This window comes from Curtanaerobium respiraculi (assembly GCF_024609215.1).
GTDB classification, from domain to species: Bacteria; Actinomycetota; Coriobacteriia; order Coriobacteriales; family Eggerthellaceae; genus Curtanaerobium; species Curtanaerobium respiraculi.
This window is the reverse complement of sequence record NZ_JANIPD030000001.1, coordinates 256461-271799: the sequence shown is the minus strand read 5'-3', so window position 1 is coordinate 271799 and position 15339 is coordinate 256461. Positions and strand designations below refer to the sequence as shown.

10 protein-coding genes are annotated in these 15339 nt (G+C 61.7%); 6 read left to right on the top strand and 4 right to left on the bottom strand.

Annotation, left to right across the window (positions count from 1 at the left end; translation table 11 throughout):
- Window positions 1-255 precede the first annotated feature (255 nt).
- Window positions 256-2352: a glutamine synthetase III family protein gene (locus tag NOV21_RS01235; protein WP_283169828.1), complete on the top strand. Its 2097-nt coding sequence runs from the start codon at window positions 256-258 to the stop codon at window positions 2350-2352.
- Between the two features lie 299 nt (window positions 2353-2651).
- Here the strand turns inward: NOV21_RS01235 and NOV21_RS01230 are convergent, their stop codons facing one another.
- The gene (locus NOV21_RS01230; protein WP_283169827.1) at window positions 2652-3260 is read right to left on the bottom strand and encodes a rubrerythrin family protein; all 609 of its coding nucleotides are present in this window, start codon (window positions 3258-3260) and stop codon (window positions 2652-2654) included.
- A gap of 292 nt (window positions 3261-3552) precedes the next feature.
- Here NOV21_RS01230 and NOV21_RS01225 point away from each other — a divergent pair, with 292 nt between their 5' ends.
- A complete protein-coding gene (locus NOV21_RS01225) occupies window positions 3553-5337 on the top strand; it encodes an FAD-binding protein (protein ID WP_283169826.1) in 1785 nt (594 codons plus the stop codon).
- Between the two features lie 130 nt (window positions 5338-5467).
- The gene (locus tag NOV21_RS01220) at window positions 5468-6940 is read left to right on the top strand and encodes a helix-turn-helix transcriptional regulator (protein ID WP_283169825.1); all 1473 of its coding nucleotides are present in this window, start codon (window positions 5468-5470) and stop codon (window positions 6938-6940) included.
- A gap of 53 nt (window positions 6941-6993) precedes the next feature.
- Here NOV21_RS01220 and NOV21_RS01215 read toward each other — a convergent pair whose 3' ends face one another.
- Complete coding sequence (locus NOV21_RS01215) at window positions 6994-7320, bottom strand: hypothetical protein (protein WP_283169824.1); 327 nt, start codon at window positions 7318-7320, stop codon at window positions 6994-6996.
- A gap of 48 nt (window positions 7321-7368) precedes the next feature.
- On the opposite strand from NOV21_RS01215, the gene NOV21_RS01210 reads away from it, so the two are divergent.
- A complete protein-coding gene (locus tag NOV21_RS01210) occupies window positions 7369-8781 on the top strand; it encodes an MFS transporter (protein ID WP_283169823.1) in 1413 nt (470 codons plus the stop codon).
- Window positions 8778-10124, top strand: a complete 1347-nt coding sequence (locus NOV21_RS01205; RefSeq protein WP_283169822.1) for a sodium-dependent transporter — start codon at window positions 8778-8780, stop codon at window positions 10122-10124. Before NOV21_RS01210 ends, NOV21_RS01205 begins: the two co-directional genes overlap by 4 nt.
- Window positions 10125-10493: 369 nt before the next feature.
- On the opposite strand, the gene NOV21_RS01200 is transcribed toward NOV21_RS01205, so the two are convergent.
- Window positions 10494-11297: a glycoside hydrolase family 25 protein gene (locus tag NOV21_RS01200; protein WP_283169821.1), complete on the bottom strand. Its 804-nt coding sequence runs from the start codon at window positions 11295-11297 to the stop codon at window positions 10494-10496.
- 356 nt (window positions 11298-11653) lie between these two features.
- On the opposite strand from NOV21_RS01200, the gene htpG reads away from it, so the two are divergent.
- Window positions 11654-13609, top strand: coding sequence for a molecular chaperone HtpG (gene htpG / locus NOV21_RS01195; protein ID WP_283169820.1), 1956 nt, complete (start codon window positions 11654-11656; stop codon window positions 13607-13609).
- A gap of 487 nt (window positions 13610-14096) precedes the next feature.
- On the opposite strand, the gene NOV21_RS01190 is transcribed toward htpG, so the two are convergent.
- Complete coding sequence (locus tag NOV21_RS01190) at window positions 14097-15188, bottom strand: hypothetical protein (protein ID WP_283169819.1); 1092 nt, start codon at window positions 15186-15188, stop codon at window positions 14097-14099.
- Window positions 15189-15339: the final 151 nt, after the last annotated feature.

Sequence of the window (15339 nt, the reverse complement as noted above, 5' to 3'; positions counted from 1 at the left end):
GATGTAAGGGCTTTGCAAATTTTTCTGCCGAGAAGCCGGTTCCGCGTCCAAGCGGTTTCCCGCGAGCGGATTCGACGACGTTGCCCGGCTTCGCATCGACACGGCCCCATCCGCGCCCATCGAAGCTTCTCCGGCGCGCTGCAATAGCCCCTCGCGCGTAAAGAGTTTTTGGAACATCGCCGAGCGGGGCGGGCGTTGGGGAAGGGCGCCCTGCGGCTGTGATAAGGTAGCGAGAACAGCACGTTAGGAGCTCATATGTCGGATATCGAAGCGATATACGGGTCTATGGTGTTCAACGACGCCGTGATGAAGGAATACCTCCCCGGCGATACCTACACCGATCTCGCCGAAACCATAAAGGAGGGCAAGCCGCTCGACCTGGATCTGGCGAATGCGGTCGCGCACGCCATGAAGGAATGGGCAATCGCGCGCGGCGCCACGCATTACACGCACTGGTTCCAGCCGTTGTCCGGGATCACGAGCGAGAAGCACGACAGCTTCATGGAACCGGTGGGAGACGGCACCGCCATCACCAAGTTCCGAGGCAAAGAGCTCATCCAGGGCGAGCCGGATGCCAGCAGCTTCCCCAATGGGGGCCTGCGCGCCACGTTCGAGGCACGCGGCTACACGGCGTGGGATCCCACCAGCTACGCGTTCATCAAGGACGAGGTGCTGTGCATTCCCACGGCATTCTGCAGCTACACCGGCGAGGCGCTCGATAAGAAGACGCCGCTTCTGCGCAGCATGAAGGCGCTGTCAAACCAGGCGAACCGCGTGTTGGAGCACTTCGGCGAAGGCGGGCATCGCATCATCACCACGGTCGGCGGCGAGCAGGAGTACTTCCTCATCTCCGAGGAGGACTATGCGAAGCGGCAGGATCTGATGCTCTGCGGCCGCACGCTGTTTGGCGCGCCCCCCTGCAAGGGGCAGGAGCTTGAAGAGCACTATTTCGGCGCTATCCGACCCACCGTCAACGACTTCATGAAGGAGCTCGACGACGAGCTGTGGAAGCTTGGCGTTGCGGCGAAGACCAAGCACAACGAGGTCGCTCCCTGCCAGCACGAGCTCGCCCCCGTGTTCTGCGAGGCGAATCGCGCCATCGACGAGAACCTTCTCACGATGGAGAAGATGAAGCTCTTGGCAAGCCATCACGGCCTCGCCTGCCTCCAGAACGAGAAGCCGTTCGAGGGGATCAACGGCAGCGGAAAGCATAACAATTGGTCGATGAGCTACGGGAAGGTCAACCTGTTGGAGCCGGGGGAATCGCCTGCCGACAATCTGCGGTTCCTCGTGTTCTTGACCTGCATCATCGCCGCCGTCGATGATTACCAGGAGTTGCTTCGCATGAGTGTGGCAAGCGCCGGCAACGATCACCGCCTGGGCGCCAACGAGGCTCCGCCAGCCATCGTCAGCATCTTCTTGGGTGACGAATTGGGCGATATCGTGGACGCGCTCATCGACGACCATCCGTATCAGAGCGCCGCGAAGGTGTCCATGGATCTGGGCGTGGATGTGCTGCCCAATTTCCTCGTGGACAACACCGATCGCAACCGCACGAGCGCGCTTGCCTTCACCGGAAATAAGTTCGAGTTCCGCATGCCCGGCAGCCAGGTGAACCTGTCCGATTGCAACATGATACTGAACACCGCGGTTGCGCACGCGCTCAAGGCGTTTGCAGACGCGATGGAGGGCAAGGAGACGGATGCCGAATTCGAGGCGGCAGCCTTGGCGTACATCAAGAAGAGCCTGACCGACCACGAACGCATCATATTCAACGGCAACGGGTACGGCGATGAGTGGCGCCGCGAGGCCGAGCGGCGCGGGCTCGCGAACAACCGCAACACCGCCGAAGCGCTCCCGTGCTTCATCGAGCAGAAGAGCCTCGATTTGTTCGCCGAGTTCGGCGTACTCGACGAGCAGGAGGTGCGCAGCCGCTACGAAGTGAAGCTGGAAAAGTACACCAAGACGCTCAACATCGAGGCGAACGTGATGGAGCGCATGGTGCGCCGCAATTACATCCCTGCCATCAACGCCTATGCCACGAAGATCGCCAAGGGCATCACCACGGTGCGCGAGGCCATGCCCGCCGCGGACCTTACCTACCAGGAAGAGCAACTTGAAATCATCCTTGACGGGCTGAAGAGCGCGAATGAGGCGTTCGTGGAGCTCAAGCGCATGCATGCCGAAGCGGAGGCCATAGGGGAGGACATGCAGGCCGAAGCCGATGCCTATGCCGAAAAGGTCGTGCCCGCCATGGAGGCGCTACGGGCCCAGATCGACGCGCTCGAACCCATCGTCGACCACGGATACTGGCCCTTTCCCACGTACAACGACATACTGTTCTACGCGTAAGCGCACGGGTCCAGCGCGCCGTCGAGCGCGTTCCGTCCCGCCGTTCGAGGAGGTTCCGTCGGGATGCCCCCGCGTTCCGCCGCAGTCGAAGAGGGCAGCGTTTCCTGCGGCTGGGAATGCGGGGCAAACGGGATTCCGCCTTTGAGCCGGCCCGCATGATCCTGGCGTTCGGGCGATGCCGGACGGTGCGCCGGGAAGCGTGCGCCCGGCGTGCGCGAATCGGGCCGATCGGGGGCGCGAAGGCCCCGCATGAGAAACGGCGCCCCGCAAGGCGCCGTCTGCCGTTCGGGAGGTTCGGTCTAGAATTCTTTGAAGACGCTGGACGGAGCGCCGCAGATGGGGCAGTTCTTGATGTCTTTGCCCTTATGGATGTAACCGCAGCCGGGGCACATGTAATAGCTCTCGTCATCGAGCGCATCCAGGTTGTTGTACGCTTGCAGGTACATTTCCGCATGGACGCTTTCCGCGAGCTTGGCCTTGGTGAAGACCATGACGGCGCGGTCGTTGCCCTCTTCCTTCGCCTTTGCGATGAAGCCGGGATACATGTCGGAGGTCTCGTACATCTCGCCGTAAGCGGCATCGATGAGGGCGAGGTCGATTTCGGGCACCGCAGGAGCGTCGGCGGTGGGGTTCGCGAAGTCGGGCTCCTCGGCGCGGACGAGGTCGCTCTCCAGGCGGATGTGCACCTGCTCGGCTGCGCTTGCGGCGCGGAAGAGCTTGGCGGCCTGCTTCTTGTTCGCTGCCTCGGCCGCCTCGGCGTAAGCGGCGTACTTGGCGGATGCGCCGGTTTCGCCCGAAACGGCTGCCTTCAGGTTCTCCAACGTGGTCCCGATGGCCTGCTTGCCGTCGGCGACGCGGTTCATGTTGCTCGAATTATCGGCGGTGGGAAGTTCTTCGCGGTTGAGCATATGTGGTCCTCTCTTCCTGGTTCCAGTCTGCATTCGAAGATTATAGCCCCTCCCGTGTGCCAATAACAATAATCGGGGCTCCCATGGTCCTCCTACGGGCGAAGATGCGGAAAATCAACCGAAGATCAACCCTTTTGGCCGAGGGCGGGACCCCGATTTCAACCCATTTCGACGGTGGATTCCCCCTTGCGGGACGGCATACTGCACGGCATGCAACGCAGGCTGCAAACGCCTTGCGGGAGGGTTGGCGCACCAGGGGATTAGGTGCGCATCGCAAGAGAGAGGATCTCTAATGGAAATCAGTCGTCGCAACTTCCTTACCGGTGCCGGAGTCATGGCGGCGAGCGCCGCTGCCCTGGGGCTTTCCGGATGCGCCTCGCCGAAGAGCGCAAGCGCGAAGAAGGACGAGGCCGCCGCCTCGAAGGCGAGCGGCGCTACGGTAGGCTACGATGGAGGCGACACCATGCCGTGGCTTCCCGAGGAACCGACCATCCAAGATGCTGACATCGAGGAAACCATCGATTGCGACGTCATCGTATGCGGTCTGGGCGCCGCGGGCGTGCCGGCGGCGCGCGCGGCGGCCGAGGCGGGCGCCAAGGTGGTCTGCTTCGAGAAGTCATCGGCGCTGAACAGCGTTGCAAGCGACATGGCCATCTACGGCGGCGAAACCCAGAAGGCCTGGGGTCGCGGAACCGGCGATGCGCTTCTGGACAAGGATATGCTGTGCGAGGAGCATATGATCGGCGGGAGCCACCGCAGCAACTACGACATCGTGCGCCGGTGGGCGGACGAATCCGGCGACGCGCTCGATTGGTTCATCAAGCCGTGCTCCGACTTGTACATCTCCAGCACCAGCTACGGCGAGGTTCCTGTCGAGGGGCAGAAGAACTACCTGTTCCCCTACTTCGTGCCCATGCTGGAGACGTACGACTACACCAAGGAATCCATGCCCTGCTATCCCACCAGCGTCGGGTTCAGCAGCCTCGCCACGTGCATGAAGGAGAACCTGCAGGTCGCCGTCGACAAGGGTGCCGACGTCCGCTACACCACCCCGGTCATCGATTTGATCGTGGACGATTCCGGTGCGGTGACCGGCGTGTACGCCCAGAAGCACGGCTCCAAGAAGTACATCAAATGCAACGCCTCGAAGGGCGTCGTCCTGGCGACGGGCGACTACCTGGCCAACGAGGATATGATGAAGTACTACCAGCCCGACAATATCGAGAACGCGGTTCCCAACCTGATCATCGCCGTCGACGCGGATGGTAACTACGCCCTCACCGGCGATGCCTTGAAGATGCTCGCCTGGCACGGCGCCGAGATCGAGCGCGATCACGCCTCCATCATCCACCACATGGGCGCCGGCGCCGGCGCGGACGGACGCGGCGTCATCGGCAACAACGGCTATCTGTGGTTGAACAAGCATGGAAAGCGCTTCATGAACGAGGATATCCCCGGCCAGCAGATCGAGAACCAGGTGGAAAAGCAGCCCGGCAAGGTCGCCTGGCAGCTGTTCGACGCGAATTGGCCCCAGCAGCTGCAGAACTTCCCCGCAGCGCACGGCATCGCCTGCTACTACCTGACCGAGGATCTTCCCTCGTACACCGCAAGCGGCCTGCGCATCAACTGCCGCACCGACAAGGACATCGCCGATGCGGTGTCCGACGGCCGCGCCGTCACGTCCGACACGCTTGAGGGCCTGCTTGCCCAGCTCGAGGGAATCGACGTCGAAGCTGCGAAGAAGACCATCGCGCATTACAACGAGCTGGCAGCGGCCGGCGCCGACACCGATTTCGGCAAGGTGTCCTCGCGCCTGTTCCCGTTGAGCACCCCGCCGTTCTACGCCGCCACCTGCGGCGTCGCGCTGAACCTGGGCGCGCTGGGCGGTGCGGTGTCCGATGCGGACTGCCATGTGTACAACAAGGATGACGAGATCATCAAGGGAGTCTACGTCGCCGGCGCTCCCCAGGGCGGGCGCTTCAACGTGCAGTATCCGATCGACCTGAAGGGCATGAGCTGCGGCATGTGCATGATGTTCGGCCGCATCGCGGGCGAGAACGCTGCCAAGCAAGCGTAAAGTTCCGACAAAACCGGGATGCGCGGGAATCCCCTCCCTGCCCGCGCATCCGCTTCTTCACGCCCGGGCGTTGCGTCGCCCGGGCGCTTCCATTCGATATAATGTTCGGACTCGAACGCGGGAGGAGAACTTGGATACGAATCGCACGGCAACGTTCCGCGCAACGCAGATTTTCGGATTGTGCTTCTATCTGGCGTGGATGTACCTGGTGTTCAACGGCACCGCGTCCATCAACGTGAACCTGCGCACCGGCTGGGTGCTGCTGTGGGTCCATATCGTCTCGTCGGTGTTCAGCGTGAGCACATACTTGCTCATCATCTTGTTCTCGCGGGCGGCGGTCAAACGGTTCGCCACGCGGTGGTCGCTCGTGATCGCGGGTGTCATTATGGCGGCGGGCACCGCGCTCAGCACCGTTCCCGTGGCGATTCCCGATGTTGCTCAGCTCGCGGGCGCCGCCCTGACCGGTGTGGCGTCGTGTTGGATCATCGTGTACTGGGGCTCGCTTTTCAGCAGCTTGACACCGCGCAACATCATCGTGTGCACGGCAGCCTCGTTCTTCTTCGCTTTTTTGATCTACTACGGCTCCATGCAACTGCCCTACGTCGCGCGCTATGGCGTGGAGATCGTGCTGCCGCTTGCCGCTTCGCTGCTGCTGCCGCGTGCGAGCAATGTGTCGGCGGTGCTCGGAGGTCCCAACCCCCTGCTGGCGGAAACGCCTGATGAGCAGGCTCGCCTGACGATTGAAGGCAAGGGTGGGGAAGAGGCGGGCGGCCGCATGCTGGTTCCGCTGCGCGACCTGCCGTGGCGCATCGGCGTGGGGCTGCTGATCGTGATGTTCGTGTATGGCGGTGTGCGCGTGTACGTGGGCATGGCCGACTACCAGGAAAGCGACGCCCTGCTGCCCACGCTGCTGATGAGCGTGGGCGTGACGGTGGTTGCCGCGCTGTGGGGCCTGTTCTTCACTAAGGGCACGGTCAGCTTGGGCGCCGCATACAAGATGGCGCTGCCGTTCCTGGCCACTACGCTGCTGGTTCTCGACATATTCGGTTACCAGAGCGCCGCCTTGGTGGCGTCGCTTGCGACTGCTTGCGATGTGACGATCGAAATGCTGTCGTGGATCCTTCTGGCCGACATCGCCCGCACCACGCGCGTGCCGGCGTTCCTGGTGTTCGCAATCGGGCGCGGTGCTGTTCAGCTGGGTATGTTCGCCGGCCAGCTGCTTGCCATGGGGCTCATCGACCAGCGTGCGCCCTTCGCCATCATCTCGGTCTTCGTGCTCATGATCGCGGCGGGGTTCCTGTTCACCGACCAGGACACCGAGCTCGTGTTCCAAGCGCCCAGTCAGCAGGAACGAGCCGCGCTGGAGCAGAAGACGGGTGCGCCGTTCGAAACCCGGCTCGATACGGTCGCCCGGCAGGTGGGGCTCACCCCGCGCGAGACCGAGATTTTCAAGCTGTGGGCCACGGGCCATGGCAGCAAATACATCCAGGAGACGTACGTCATCAGCGCCGCGACCGTGAAAACGCACGTGCGCCACATCTACGAGAAGTGCGGCGTGCACAGCCGCGCGGAGATCATCTCCCTTTTGGAGGAAGGGGAGTAGCGTTCCTGGCCGGCGTCCGCATCGCTTTCGGCATGAAGCAAAGCGACGTTGCCCTATTCGACGCTCATATTCGCGAGCGTGGGGTCCTGGTAGTATTGGGCGTAATGCTTTTTCCAGGCAGGTTCTTCGCCTTCGACGCGATCGGCGATGCGCGGGCCGTTCTGGATGAAGAACGAGCATGTGCTGCACATCTCCTTCACCGCCGCACTGCGGTCTACGTCGGGGTCGAGCATGTCGAGCACGTCCGCCTGCTTATGCGTGGGACGGTCGCATATCGCGAATGCGCAGTCCACGGGGCATTTCCCATTCAGCATAGCGTGGGGGCAGTGGTCGAAGTTGTTCTCCGGCCCTTCGCATCCTCGCGTTTCCCAGCATCTCATAGGAGCTCCTTCTCTTCTGCCTCTGCGCAACGATTATAATGTTGCGCCATGGATGCGAGTGAAACGGAACAAGAAGAGCGGCATTTCGGGCGCATAGCGGCGGTGTACTTGATAGGGCTGTTCGTTGGCGGCTTGTATGTGGGCATCATCGCGCCCCTGCGCACGGTCATCCAGGCGGATTTCGGCTTGGCGAGCGACGTGGGCATATGGATGGTGAACATCTACACCTTGTTCTATGCGGCATGCATCCCCGCGGTGGGGAAGCTGGCGGATCGATACGGCCGTGCGCGAATATTCACGGTCTGCCTGGCGGTTTTCTGCATCGGCAGCCTGCTGTGCGGCGCGGCGCAGTTCGCGGGCGGCTTCCCGCTTCTGATCCTCGGCCGCATCGTGCAGGCGGTGGGTGCGGGCGGCATCATCCCTGTCGCGACAGCGGAAATGGGCGCCGGCGTCCCGCGGGAGAAGCGCGGTATGTGGTTGGGTGCGGCGTCGGCTACGGCGGGTCTGGCCAATGTGCTGGGCGCCGCAGCGGGCAGCGCGATCGTGTCGGCGGTCGGTGCCGAAAACTGGTGCTGGGCGTTCTTCATCTGCCTGCCGGTGGGAGCGGCGCTTATCTCCGCCGCGTTCGCATGGCTGCCCGATCACGGCGCGGCGGAAACCGAAACGCGTTTCGACGCGGCGGGATCGGTGGCGCTCGTGGGGTTCGTCCTGCTGGTGCTGCTCGGGTTGAAGGGCATCGATTTCCTCAACCCCCTGTCCACGCTCGCGTTGCCGGGCACGTGGGTTCCGCTTGCGCTGGCGGCGGCCGTCGGCTTGCTGCTCGCGCGAGTCGAGCACAGCGCGGACGATCCCATTTTCCATAGCGAATACGCGCGCAACCGCAACATCGTCATCACGATGATCGCATCGTTTTTCGTGGGCGGCATCATCATCAGCATGGTGCTCATCCCCGAATTCGCCGAAACCGCGCTGAACCTGCCGGTGGGCTCGGGCGGCTATTACATGGCCGTGCTGGGTGTTTTCGGCGTCGTGGGACCTCCGGTCGGCGGCAAGATCATCGATACGCGCGGCCCGGTGCCCGTGCTTGCGTTCGGGTTGACGGTAACGGCAATCGGCTTTGCCTTCCTGGCGCTGTTCGTCGCAGCGCATCCGAGCACGGTTGCAATGGTCGTCGGGCTGATCGTCGTGGGATTGGGCCTCGGCTTCGCCATGGGCACGCCGCTGAACTACATGATCCTGCAGGTGGCCGATCCGAAGGAGAGCACGACGGCGATCGCCACGCTCGCGCTGGTGCGCCAGATGGGCACCACGGTGGCACCCGCGATCCTCGTGGGTTTCACTACGGCGCGCCCGGGCACGGAGGGGTATACTTCCATGATGCTTGCAGTGGTGGCGTTCTGCGCCATATCGCTCGCCCTTTCCCTTTTGTACCGCAGCGAACGGCCGAAGGACCAACGATGATCGAACGACAGGCAGTCAAACCGAAAGCGGGGCGCGACAGCTTCCGCACCCGCAGGGGGTTCATCCTCGCATGCATCGGATCGGCCGTGGGCATGGGGAACATATGGCTGTTCCCGACCCGTGTGAGCGCGTACGGCGGGGCGACCTTCCTGATCCCCTATCTCGTCTTCGTGCTTCTGATCGGGTCGACCGGGGTGATGGGCGAGATGGCGTTCGGCCGCGCGGCGAAGAGCGGCCCGGTCGGGGCGTTCGGCATGGCTACTCGCAGGCGGTTCGGCAGCGAACGCTCCGGCAAGCTGGTGGGCTTGTTCCCCGTGGTCGTCTCGCTGGCGATGGCCATCGGCTATACCGTGGTGGTCGGGTGGATTTTCAGCTACACCTTCTTCGCGCTTACCGGCGGCAGCATCGGCATGCAAGGCGTCGACCAGTTCGGGGCGTTGTTCGGCGCTGTTTCCTCCAATAACTTCTTCTGGCAGACCGTTGCCCTGGTTGCGGCGTTTGCCATCGTCATCTTCGGCGTCGGACGCGGCATCGAGCGGGCGAACAAGGTCATGATGCCGCTGTTCTTCCTGCTGTTCATCGTCCTTGCCGTGTACGTGGCGACGCTGCCGGGCGCCGGTGCGGGCTACGAGTACCTGTTCGTGCTCGATCCCTCGGGCCTTGCCGATCCGATGGTGTGGGTGTACGCCTTGGGCCAGGCGTTCTTCAGCCTGTCGGTCGCCGGAAGCGGCACGCTCATCTACGGCAGCTACCTGGGCGAGAACGAAAACGTCCCCAACAGCGCCAAGTACGTCGCCTTGTTTGACACCCTCGCCGCGGTGCTGGCATCGCTGGTCATCATCCCCGCGATGGCGACGGCGGGGGAGCGCCTTTCCTCGGGTGGGCCGGGTTTGCTGTTCATCTATCTGCCCGATCTGTTCGCCGGCATGCCGGCGGGCCCCGCCGTGCAGGCGGTGTTCTTCGTTGCCGTGCTGTTCGGCGGGCTCACCAGCCTCATCAACCTCTACGAGGCGCCCATCGCCACCCTGCAGGAGATGCTCCACCTGGAGCGCAACAAGGCGTGTTTTACCGTGTTCGCCATCGGGCTCATCGTCAGCCTGCTTATCCAGAGCATCGTCTCGCCCTGGATGGACGTTTGCTCGATCTACCTATGCCCCATCGGCGCCGCGCTGGCGGGCATCATGTTCTTCTGGTTCTGCGGGAAGGATTTCGTGCGGGAGCAGATGAACAAAGGCCGTGTCAAGCCGCTGGCGGAGGCGTTCTATCCTCTGGCGAAGTACGGGTATTGCGTTGTCGCGCTGGCGGTGCTGATCGCTGGCAGTCTGCTGGGCGGCATCGGATAGCGCTTTCGGGCGGGGTTCTCACCTGCATCGTTGCGGCTTCTGCGCGGACTCGATTCAGGTAACCCGTTCCTCTGTCGTACTTGTTGAGGCTCCTCTGTTTCCGATGAACTGCACCGGTGCTTATCTCCATTGCGATTCTCGAACGGGATCACGGCCGGTTTTGTTCCGGAGGAGGCGGCCGGTCGGCGGCCTATCAGGGTTGACCCCGGTGTTATCGCCGGGACGATGCATTAACTCGAAATCGCATCAGGATCGATCTCCATTGTCAAAGGGGCCTTTTGACAATACGGCTCGCTTCGTTATCGCAGGTCCGACCACGCGAACACGCCCCGGTAGCTCTGCGGTTCATCGGTTTGCAAGACACGGGATCTACGGCTGGATTTGGATGCTGAGGTCTGCAGGCGTCTCGATCCCATCGACCGTGCCCGTGTCGGTGTATTGCCAGATATTGAAACCGGCCGGTCCGTAGGGCAGGTCGTTGTAGGAGGCGAACCATAGCGGGTAGTCGTGCAGGTCGTCCATCGAATAATGGCCTATGTCGTTGCTGTTGCCGTAAATCATGGGGGTGTAGCCCGCAGCGGCGATGGTTTCGCAGAAGGCCTTGGCGCAGGCCGTCTCCTGTTCGGTGGTCATATTGTCCGCCCGCGCCGCGCCGGTTCCGGTTTCTTCCAGATCGTACACCACAGGGTAATCCAAGCGCGTACCGTCCAAGGTGTCCAGCACGAAGCGGGCTTCCTCGCCCGCCTCGTCTTCGCTTGTCGCTTGGGAGAAGAAGTACACGCCCACCGATAAGCCCGCATCACGCGCTCCCGTTAGGTTTTCAGCATAGCGCTCGTCTAGCTTCACGATCCCCTCCGTGGTGCCGCGCGCACCCAACCGGATGATGGCGAACTGCACGTCGTCGGCCGCCACGCGTTGCCAATCGACCTCGTTCTGGTGTTCCGATACGTCGACGCCCGTTTTCGATCGCCTCTCGCCGTCCACCGTGTAGGCCAGGCGGCCGTTTGAGTTCTTCGAGAGATTGTCCCAGTCGTAATCGGTGTAATTGGGCATGCCGTACTTCGAGCCGCCGGACGCCGGCTCGGCTTTGCCGCTCGAACCCGCGCACGATGCCACTTGCCATACGATGAACGCGGCGATTAAAGCGACGATAAGGCATTCGATCGCGAACACCGGATTGACTCGCGCGATGGGGGAGGGCACCTGCGTGCGGCGCGCAGATGCGGTTCGCGCCCGCCGCGCTTCGTGGCCGGCCTGGGTGTCATCTCCACGGAGGTTTCGCACATTGGCGCGGCGAACTTCCGGCGCTCCTGTGGATCGGCCGCTTCCACTCCTCGTTTTCCGGGAAGCACGGTGCGCCCCCGACGCCCGTCCGCCGGTATGTCGTCGCTGATCCATGCGCGCATACTAACATTACCGATTGCTTACATGCGGTTGCAGGCGCCTGACCCCGCATTATAATCACCACTTGGCACTTGAACATCAAGACTGCTAATTTACACGCACGGGAAGACGGAAGGCGATGGCGCATGCGCAAGTTCAAAACGGAAAGCAAGAAACTGCTCAATCTCATGATCAATTCAATCTACACGAATCGTGAGATCTTCCTTCGCGAGCTCATCAGCAACGCCAGCGATGCCGAGGACAAGCTGTATTTCCGCAGTTTGACCGATCAGAGCATCCAGCTGGGAAAGAGCGACCTGGCCATCAACGTCTCATTCGATGTGGATGCCCGCACCGTCACGGTGTCTGACAACGGAATCGGCATGGATAAGGATGCGCTCGATGCCAACCTGGGCGTGATCGCGCATTCCGACAGCATGGAATTCAAGAACACGCAGGTTGCCACCGCGGAAAAGCCTGACGGCGAAGTCGAGGCAGATGAGGCCGTCGCAACTCCCTCGTCCGATGCGATCGATATCATCGGGCAGTTCGGCGTGGGTTTTTACAGCGGGTTCATGGTTGCCAAGAAGGTGCGCGTCGTGAGCCGCGCCTACGGCGACGACCAGGCTTGGGCATGGGAGAGCGACGGCGTCGAGGGCTATACGATCGAGCCTGCGGAGCGCTCCAGCCACGGCACCGACGTGATCCTGTACCTGAAGGACAACACCGAGGACGAGAACTATGACACGTATCTTTCCGAGTATAGCCTGAAGGACTTGATCAAGCGTTACAGCAACTACGTGCGCTACCCCGTGCAGATGATGGTCACGAAGAGCCGCCAGAAGCCCGAGCCCGATCCCAAGCCCGAGGATTACAAGCCCGAATGGGAGGAGTACCGGGAGCTCGAGACGATCAACTCGATGACTCCCATCTGGAAGCGTCGCAAAAGCGAGGTGGAGCAGAGCGAGTACAACGAGTTCTACAAGAGCCAGTTCCACGACTTCACCGACCCGCAACGCACCATCGTCGTGCATGCGGAGGGTGCGATCAGCTACGATGTGCTGCTGTTCATCCCAGGACGGCGTCCGTTCGACTATTACAGCAAGGACTACGAGCGCGGCCTGCAACTGTACAGCTCGAACGTGCTGATCATGGACAAATGCGAGGAACTGCTGCCCGAGTATTACGGTTTCGTGCGCGGCGTGGTGAGCAGCCAGGACCTCACGCTCAACATCAGCCGCGAGACGCTGCAGCACAACAGCCAGCTGCGCGCCATCGCGAAGAAGGTTGAGAAGAAGATCCAAGCCGAGTTGGAGAAGATGCGCGATAATGACCGCGAGGAGTACGAGAAGTTCTTCGACAATTTCGGGCGTGCGCTGAAGTACGGTATCTACACTACGTATGGCATGGCGAAGGACTCATTGGGCGGGCTGCTGCTGTTCCATTCTGCCAAAGAGCAGAAGATGATCACCTTGGATGAATACGTGGCATCCATGCCCGAGGATCAGAAGGCGATTTACTATGCTGCAGGCGAAAGCACCGATCGCCTGGGCAAGATGCCCATGGTCACAGGCGTGGTCGGCCGCGGGTACGACGTGCTGCTGTGCACGCAGGATGTCGACGATTTCTGCTTCCAGGCCATGTCGAATTACTCCGAGAAGGAGCTGAAGAACGTTGCCGGCGGCGACCTGGGCCTAGAGACAGAGAGCGATAAAACCGCCGCAGAGGAAACCGCGAAGGCGAACGAGGGCCTGCTTGCCGCCATGAAGGACGCCTTGGGCGACGAGGTAACGAAAGTGCAGATTAGCAGCGTTCTGACCGATGCTCCCGCAGCGCTCACCGCGGAAGGGCCCCTGAGCCTGGAGATGGAGAAGGTGCTTGCCGGCATGCCCGATGCGCAGGACATGCACAGCCAGCGCGTGCTGGAGCTGAACGCCGGCCATCCCGTGTTCGAGGTGATGCGCGCGGCGCAGGAGGCAGGCGATGCCGACAAGGTGAAGCAATACAGCAAGCTGCTCTATGACCAGGCGCTTTTGGTGGAGGGCCTACCCATCGACGATCCCGTCGAGTTTGCCAAGCAGATCGCGACGCTGATGAGGTAGATGGCATCCCGCGGCTGCCACCAGAAATAGCCCGAACGCGGAGCCGTGTCTATAGGGATGCGGCTTGGCGGGCGAGAAGGAGTTCATACGGCTTCGTAACCGCGCAGCGGATGTGTTGCGGCCGCCTTTGCATGCAATGCGCTTCCACCGCTCGCGGAGATGCCATGAACCTGTTGCAAATACAACGAAGGGGCGTCAAGCAATCGCATCTCGGAGAAAAACCGATAATTCCTGAGCGCTTTTCGGACCTAGGAGCCATTCATCCCTGTGGATCGGCTCGGAACGGCAGGGTTGCATGCGTTGCTTCCGCATTTCCCCAGGTCGGGTTTATCGGCCATGCTTGGATTGCCCGCATTTCTGAAAAACGTGGCTCCTAAGTCCGAAAAGCGCTCAGATAATCGCTGTTTTTCTCCGAGCCGGCTTGTGACGTATGTTTTTTCATCGATACGCACTCGGTTTCAAGCTCCGTCGTCGGGGATCAATGCGGTTACCAATGGTGTATGTTGGGATCAAGCAGCGTGCGTCGGAGTCGGGCGCGCTTTTTGATGAGTTCGGAGTTTTTGTCCGGAAGCCTATGCCCCGTAATTTTAGAGAGCTTTTTTGCAAGACGCCCATATTGTCTCAAGTGCATGATCTGCTCTGCGGGAATCATGAGTACGGGGTATCCCAATAGGTGTTCCAAATCGCTTTGACGCATTTTGTCCCGTGCGACCGCTTCGGGGCTCGTGTGGGTCCCTTTTCCGTCGTAATCCAATGCGACGCGACTTCGGGGGCCTTCGAGGATCAGGTCTGGCCTGTAGGTGGCTCTCCCAAGCGAGTTTGCCGCGTCTTTGGTGATCGCTACGGGAACGTTTAGTCCGACGCAGCGGAATCCGTCACCCCCGAGATACGGCGGTAGGCAGGTAAGCAGGTATTGAACGGTTTCCATGGGCGATTCCGATCCAGGGCGGATCCAGCGCAGGGCACGGCGAGCCGCAGCCACTCCCCGCAAGCCCTTCGCCGAATCGATATACGATTTCAGCTTGCGATATGTGGTCAGAGGAAGGCACTGTGCAGCTTGATTCTGCATGGCGGACCATGCGGGCGCAGCGGGCGGTGAGGTCACCGCATCGCAGGCGTCTCCGAGCGGGAATGCTCCTAGCAGATAGGGAGGGATATACGGCTCGGGTACGTTTCGATCCTGTACCAGAGGAAGAGCATATGAGCCGCAGTACTGCATCCCGATCGAGATCGCCTCGACGGTCGAAAGCTGCTGGGCGGCTTCGAGAAAGGCAAGTTCGGGGGAAGCGACGAATATGCTCTCGGAGACTTGGCAGAACGAATGTTCCGGCAGCTGTCCGCGCATATAGTGCATGATGACATAAGGGTTTTTGCGGTGCGTCGTCCCGGAGCTCAGGAGATGTGCGGGCTGCCCATCGAGACCGGTATGTCCCGTTTGGATCTCTCGCAGTTTTTCTGCGCTGGTGCATGCATGACGCAGCGACCTTATGCGAGACGGCTCCGCATGGCGAATTCCCGCATAGTGGGAGACGCGCCAATATTGCCAGGCAGATTCATGTGAGAAGAAGAACTGATCCAAGGCGTCTCCTGGGTACACGGGGGACAAGTTCGGCTTGACTTCACTCTGAACGCGGGGCGCCATCCGGCGATCGCGTCTGCTCATCCGGGCATATCGCCCGAGGATCACGGGCGATCCCCGCGGTCATACCGCGAGCTTTCTCCGCACGTGA

Coding starts and splice junctions, on each gene's coding strand:
- NOV21_RS01235 (WP_283169828.1), top strand. CDS start 256: ATGTCGGATATCGAAGCGATATACGGGTCTATGGTGTTCAACGACGCC.
- NOV21_RS01230 (WP_283169827.1), bottom strand. CDS start 3,260: ATGCTCAACCGCGAAGAACTTCCCACCGCCGATAATTCGAGCAACATG.
- NOV21_RS01225 (WP_283169826.1), top strand. CDS start 3,553: ATGGAAATCAGTCGTCGCAACTTCCTTACCGGTGCCGGAGTCATGGCG.
- NOV21_RS01215 (WP_283169824.1), bottom strand. CDS start 7,320: ATGAGATGCTGGGAAACGCGAGGATGCGAAGGGCCGGAGAACAACTTC.
- NOV21_RS01210 (WP_283169823.1), top strand. CDS start 7,369: ATGGATGCGAGTGAAACGGAACAAGAAGAGCGGCATTTCGGGCGCATA.
- NOV21_RS01205 (WP_283169822.1), top strand. CDS start 8,778: ATGATCGAACGACAGGCAGTCAAACCGAAAGCGGGGCGCGACAGCTTC.
- htpG (WP_283169820.1), top strand. CDS start 11,654: ATGCGCAAGTTCAAAACGGAAAGCAAGAAACTGCTCAATCTCATGATC.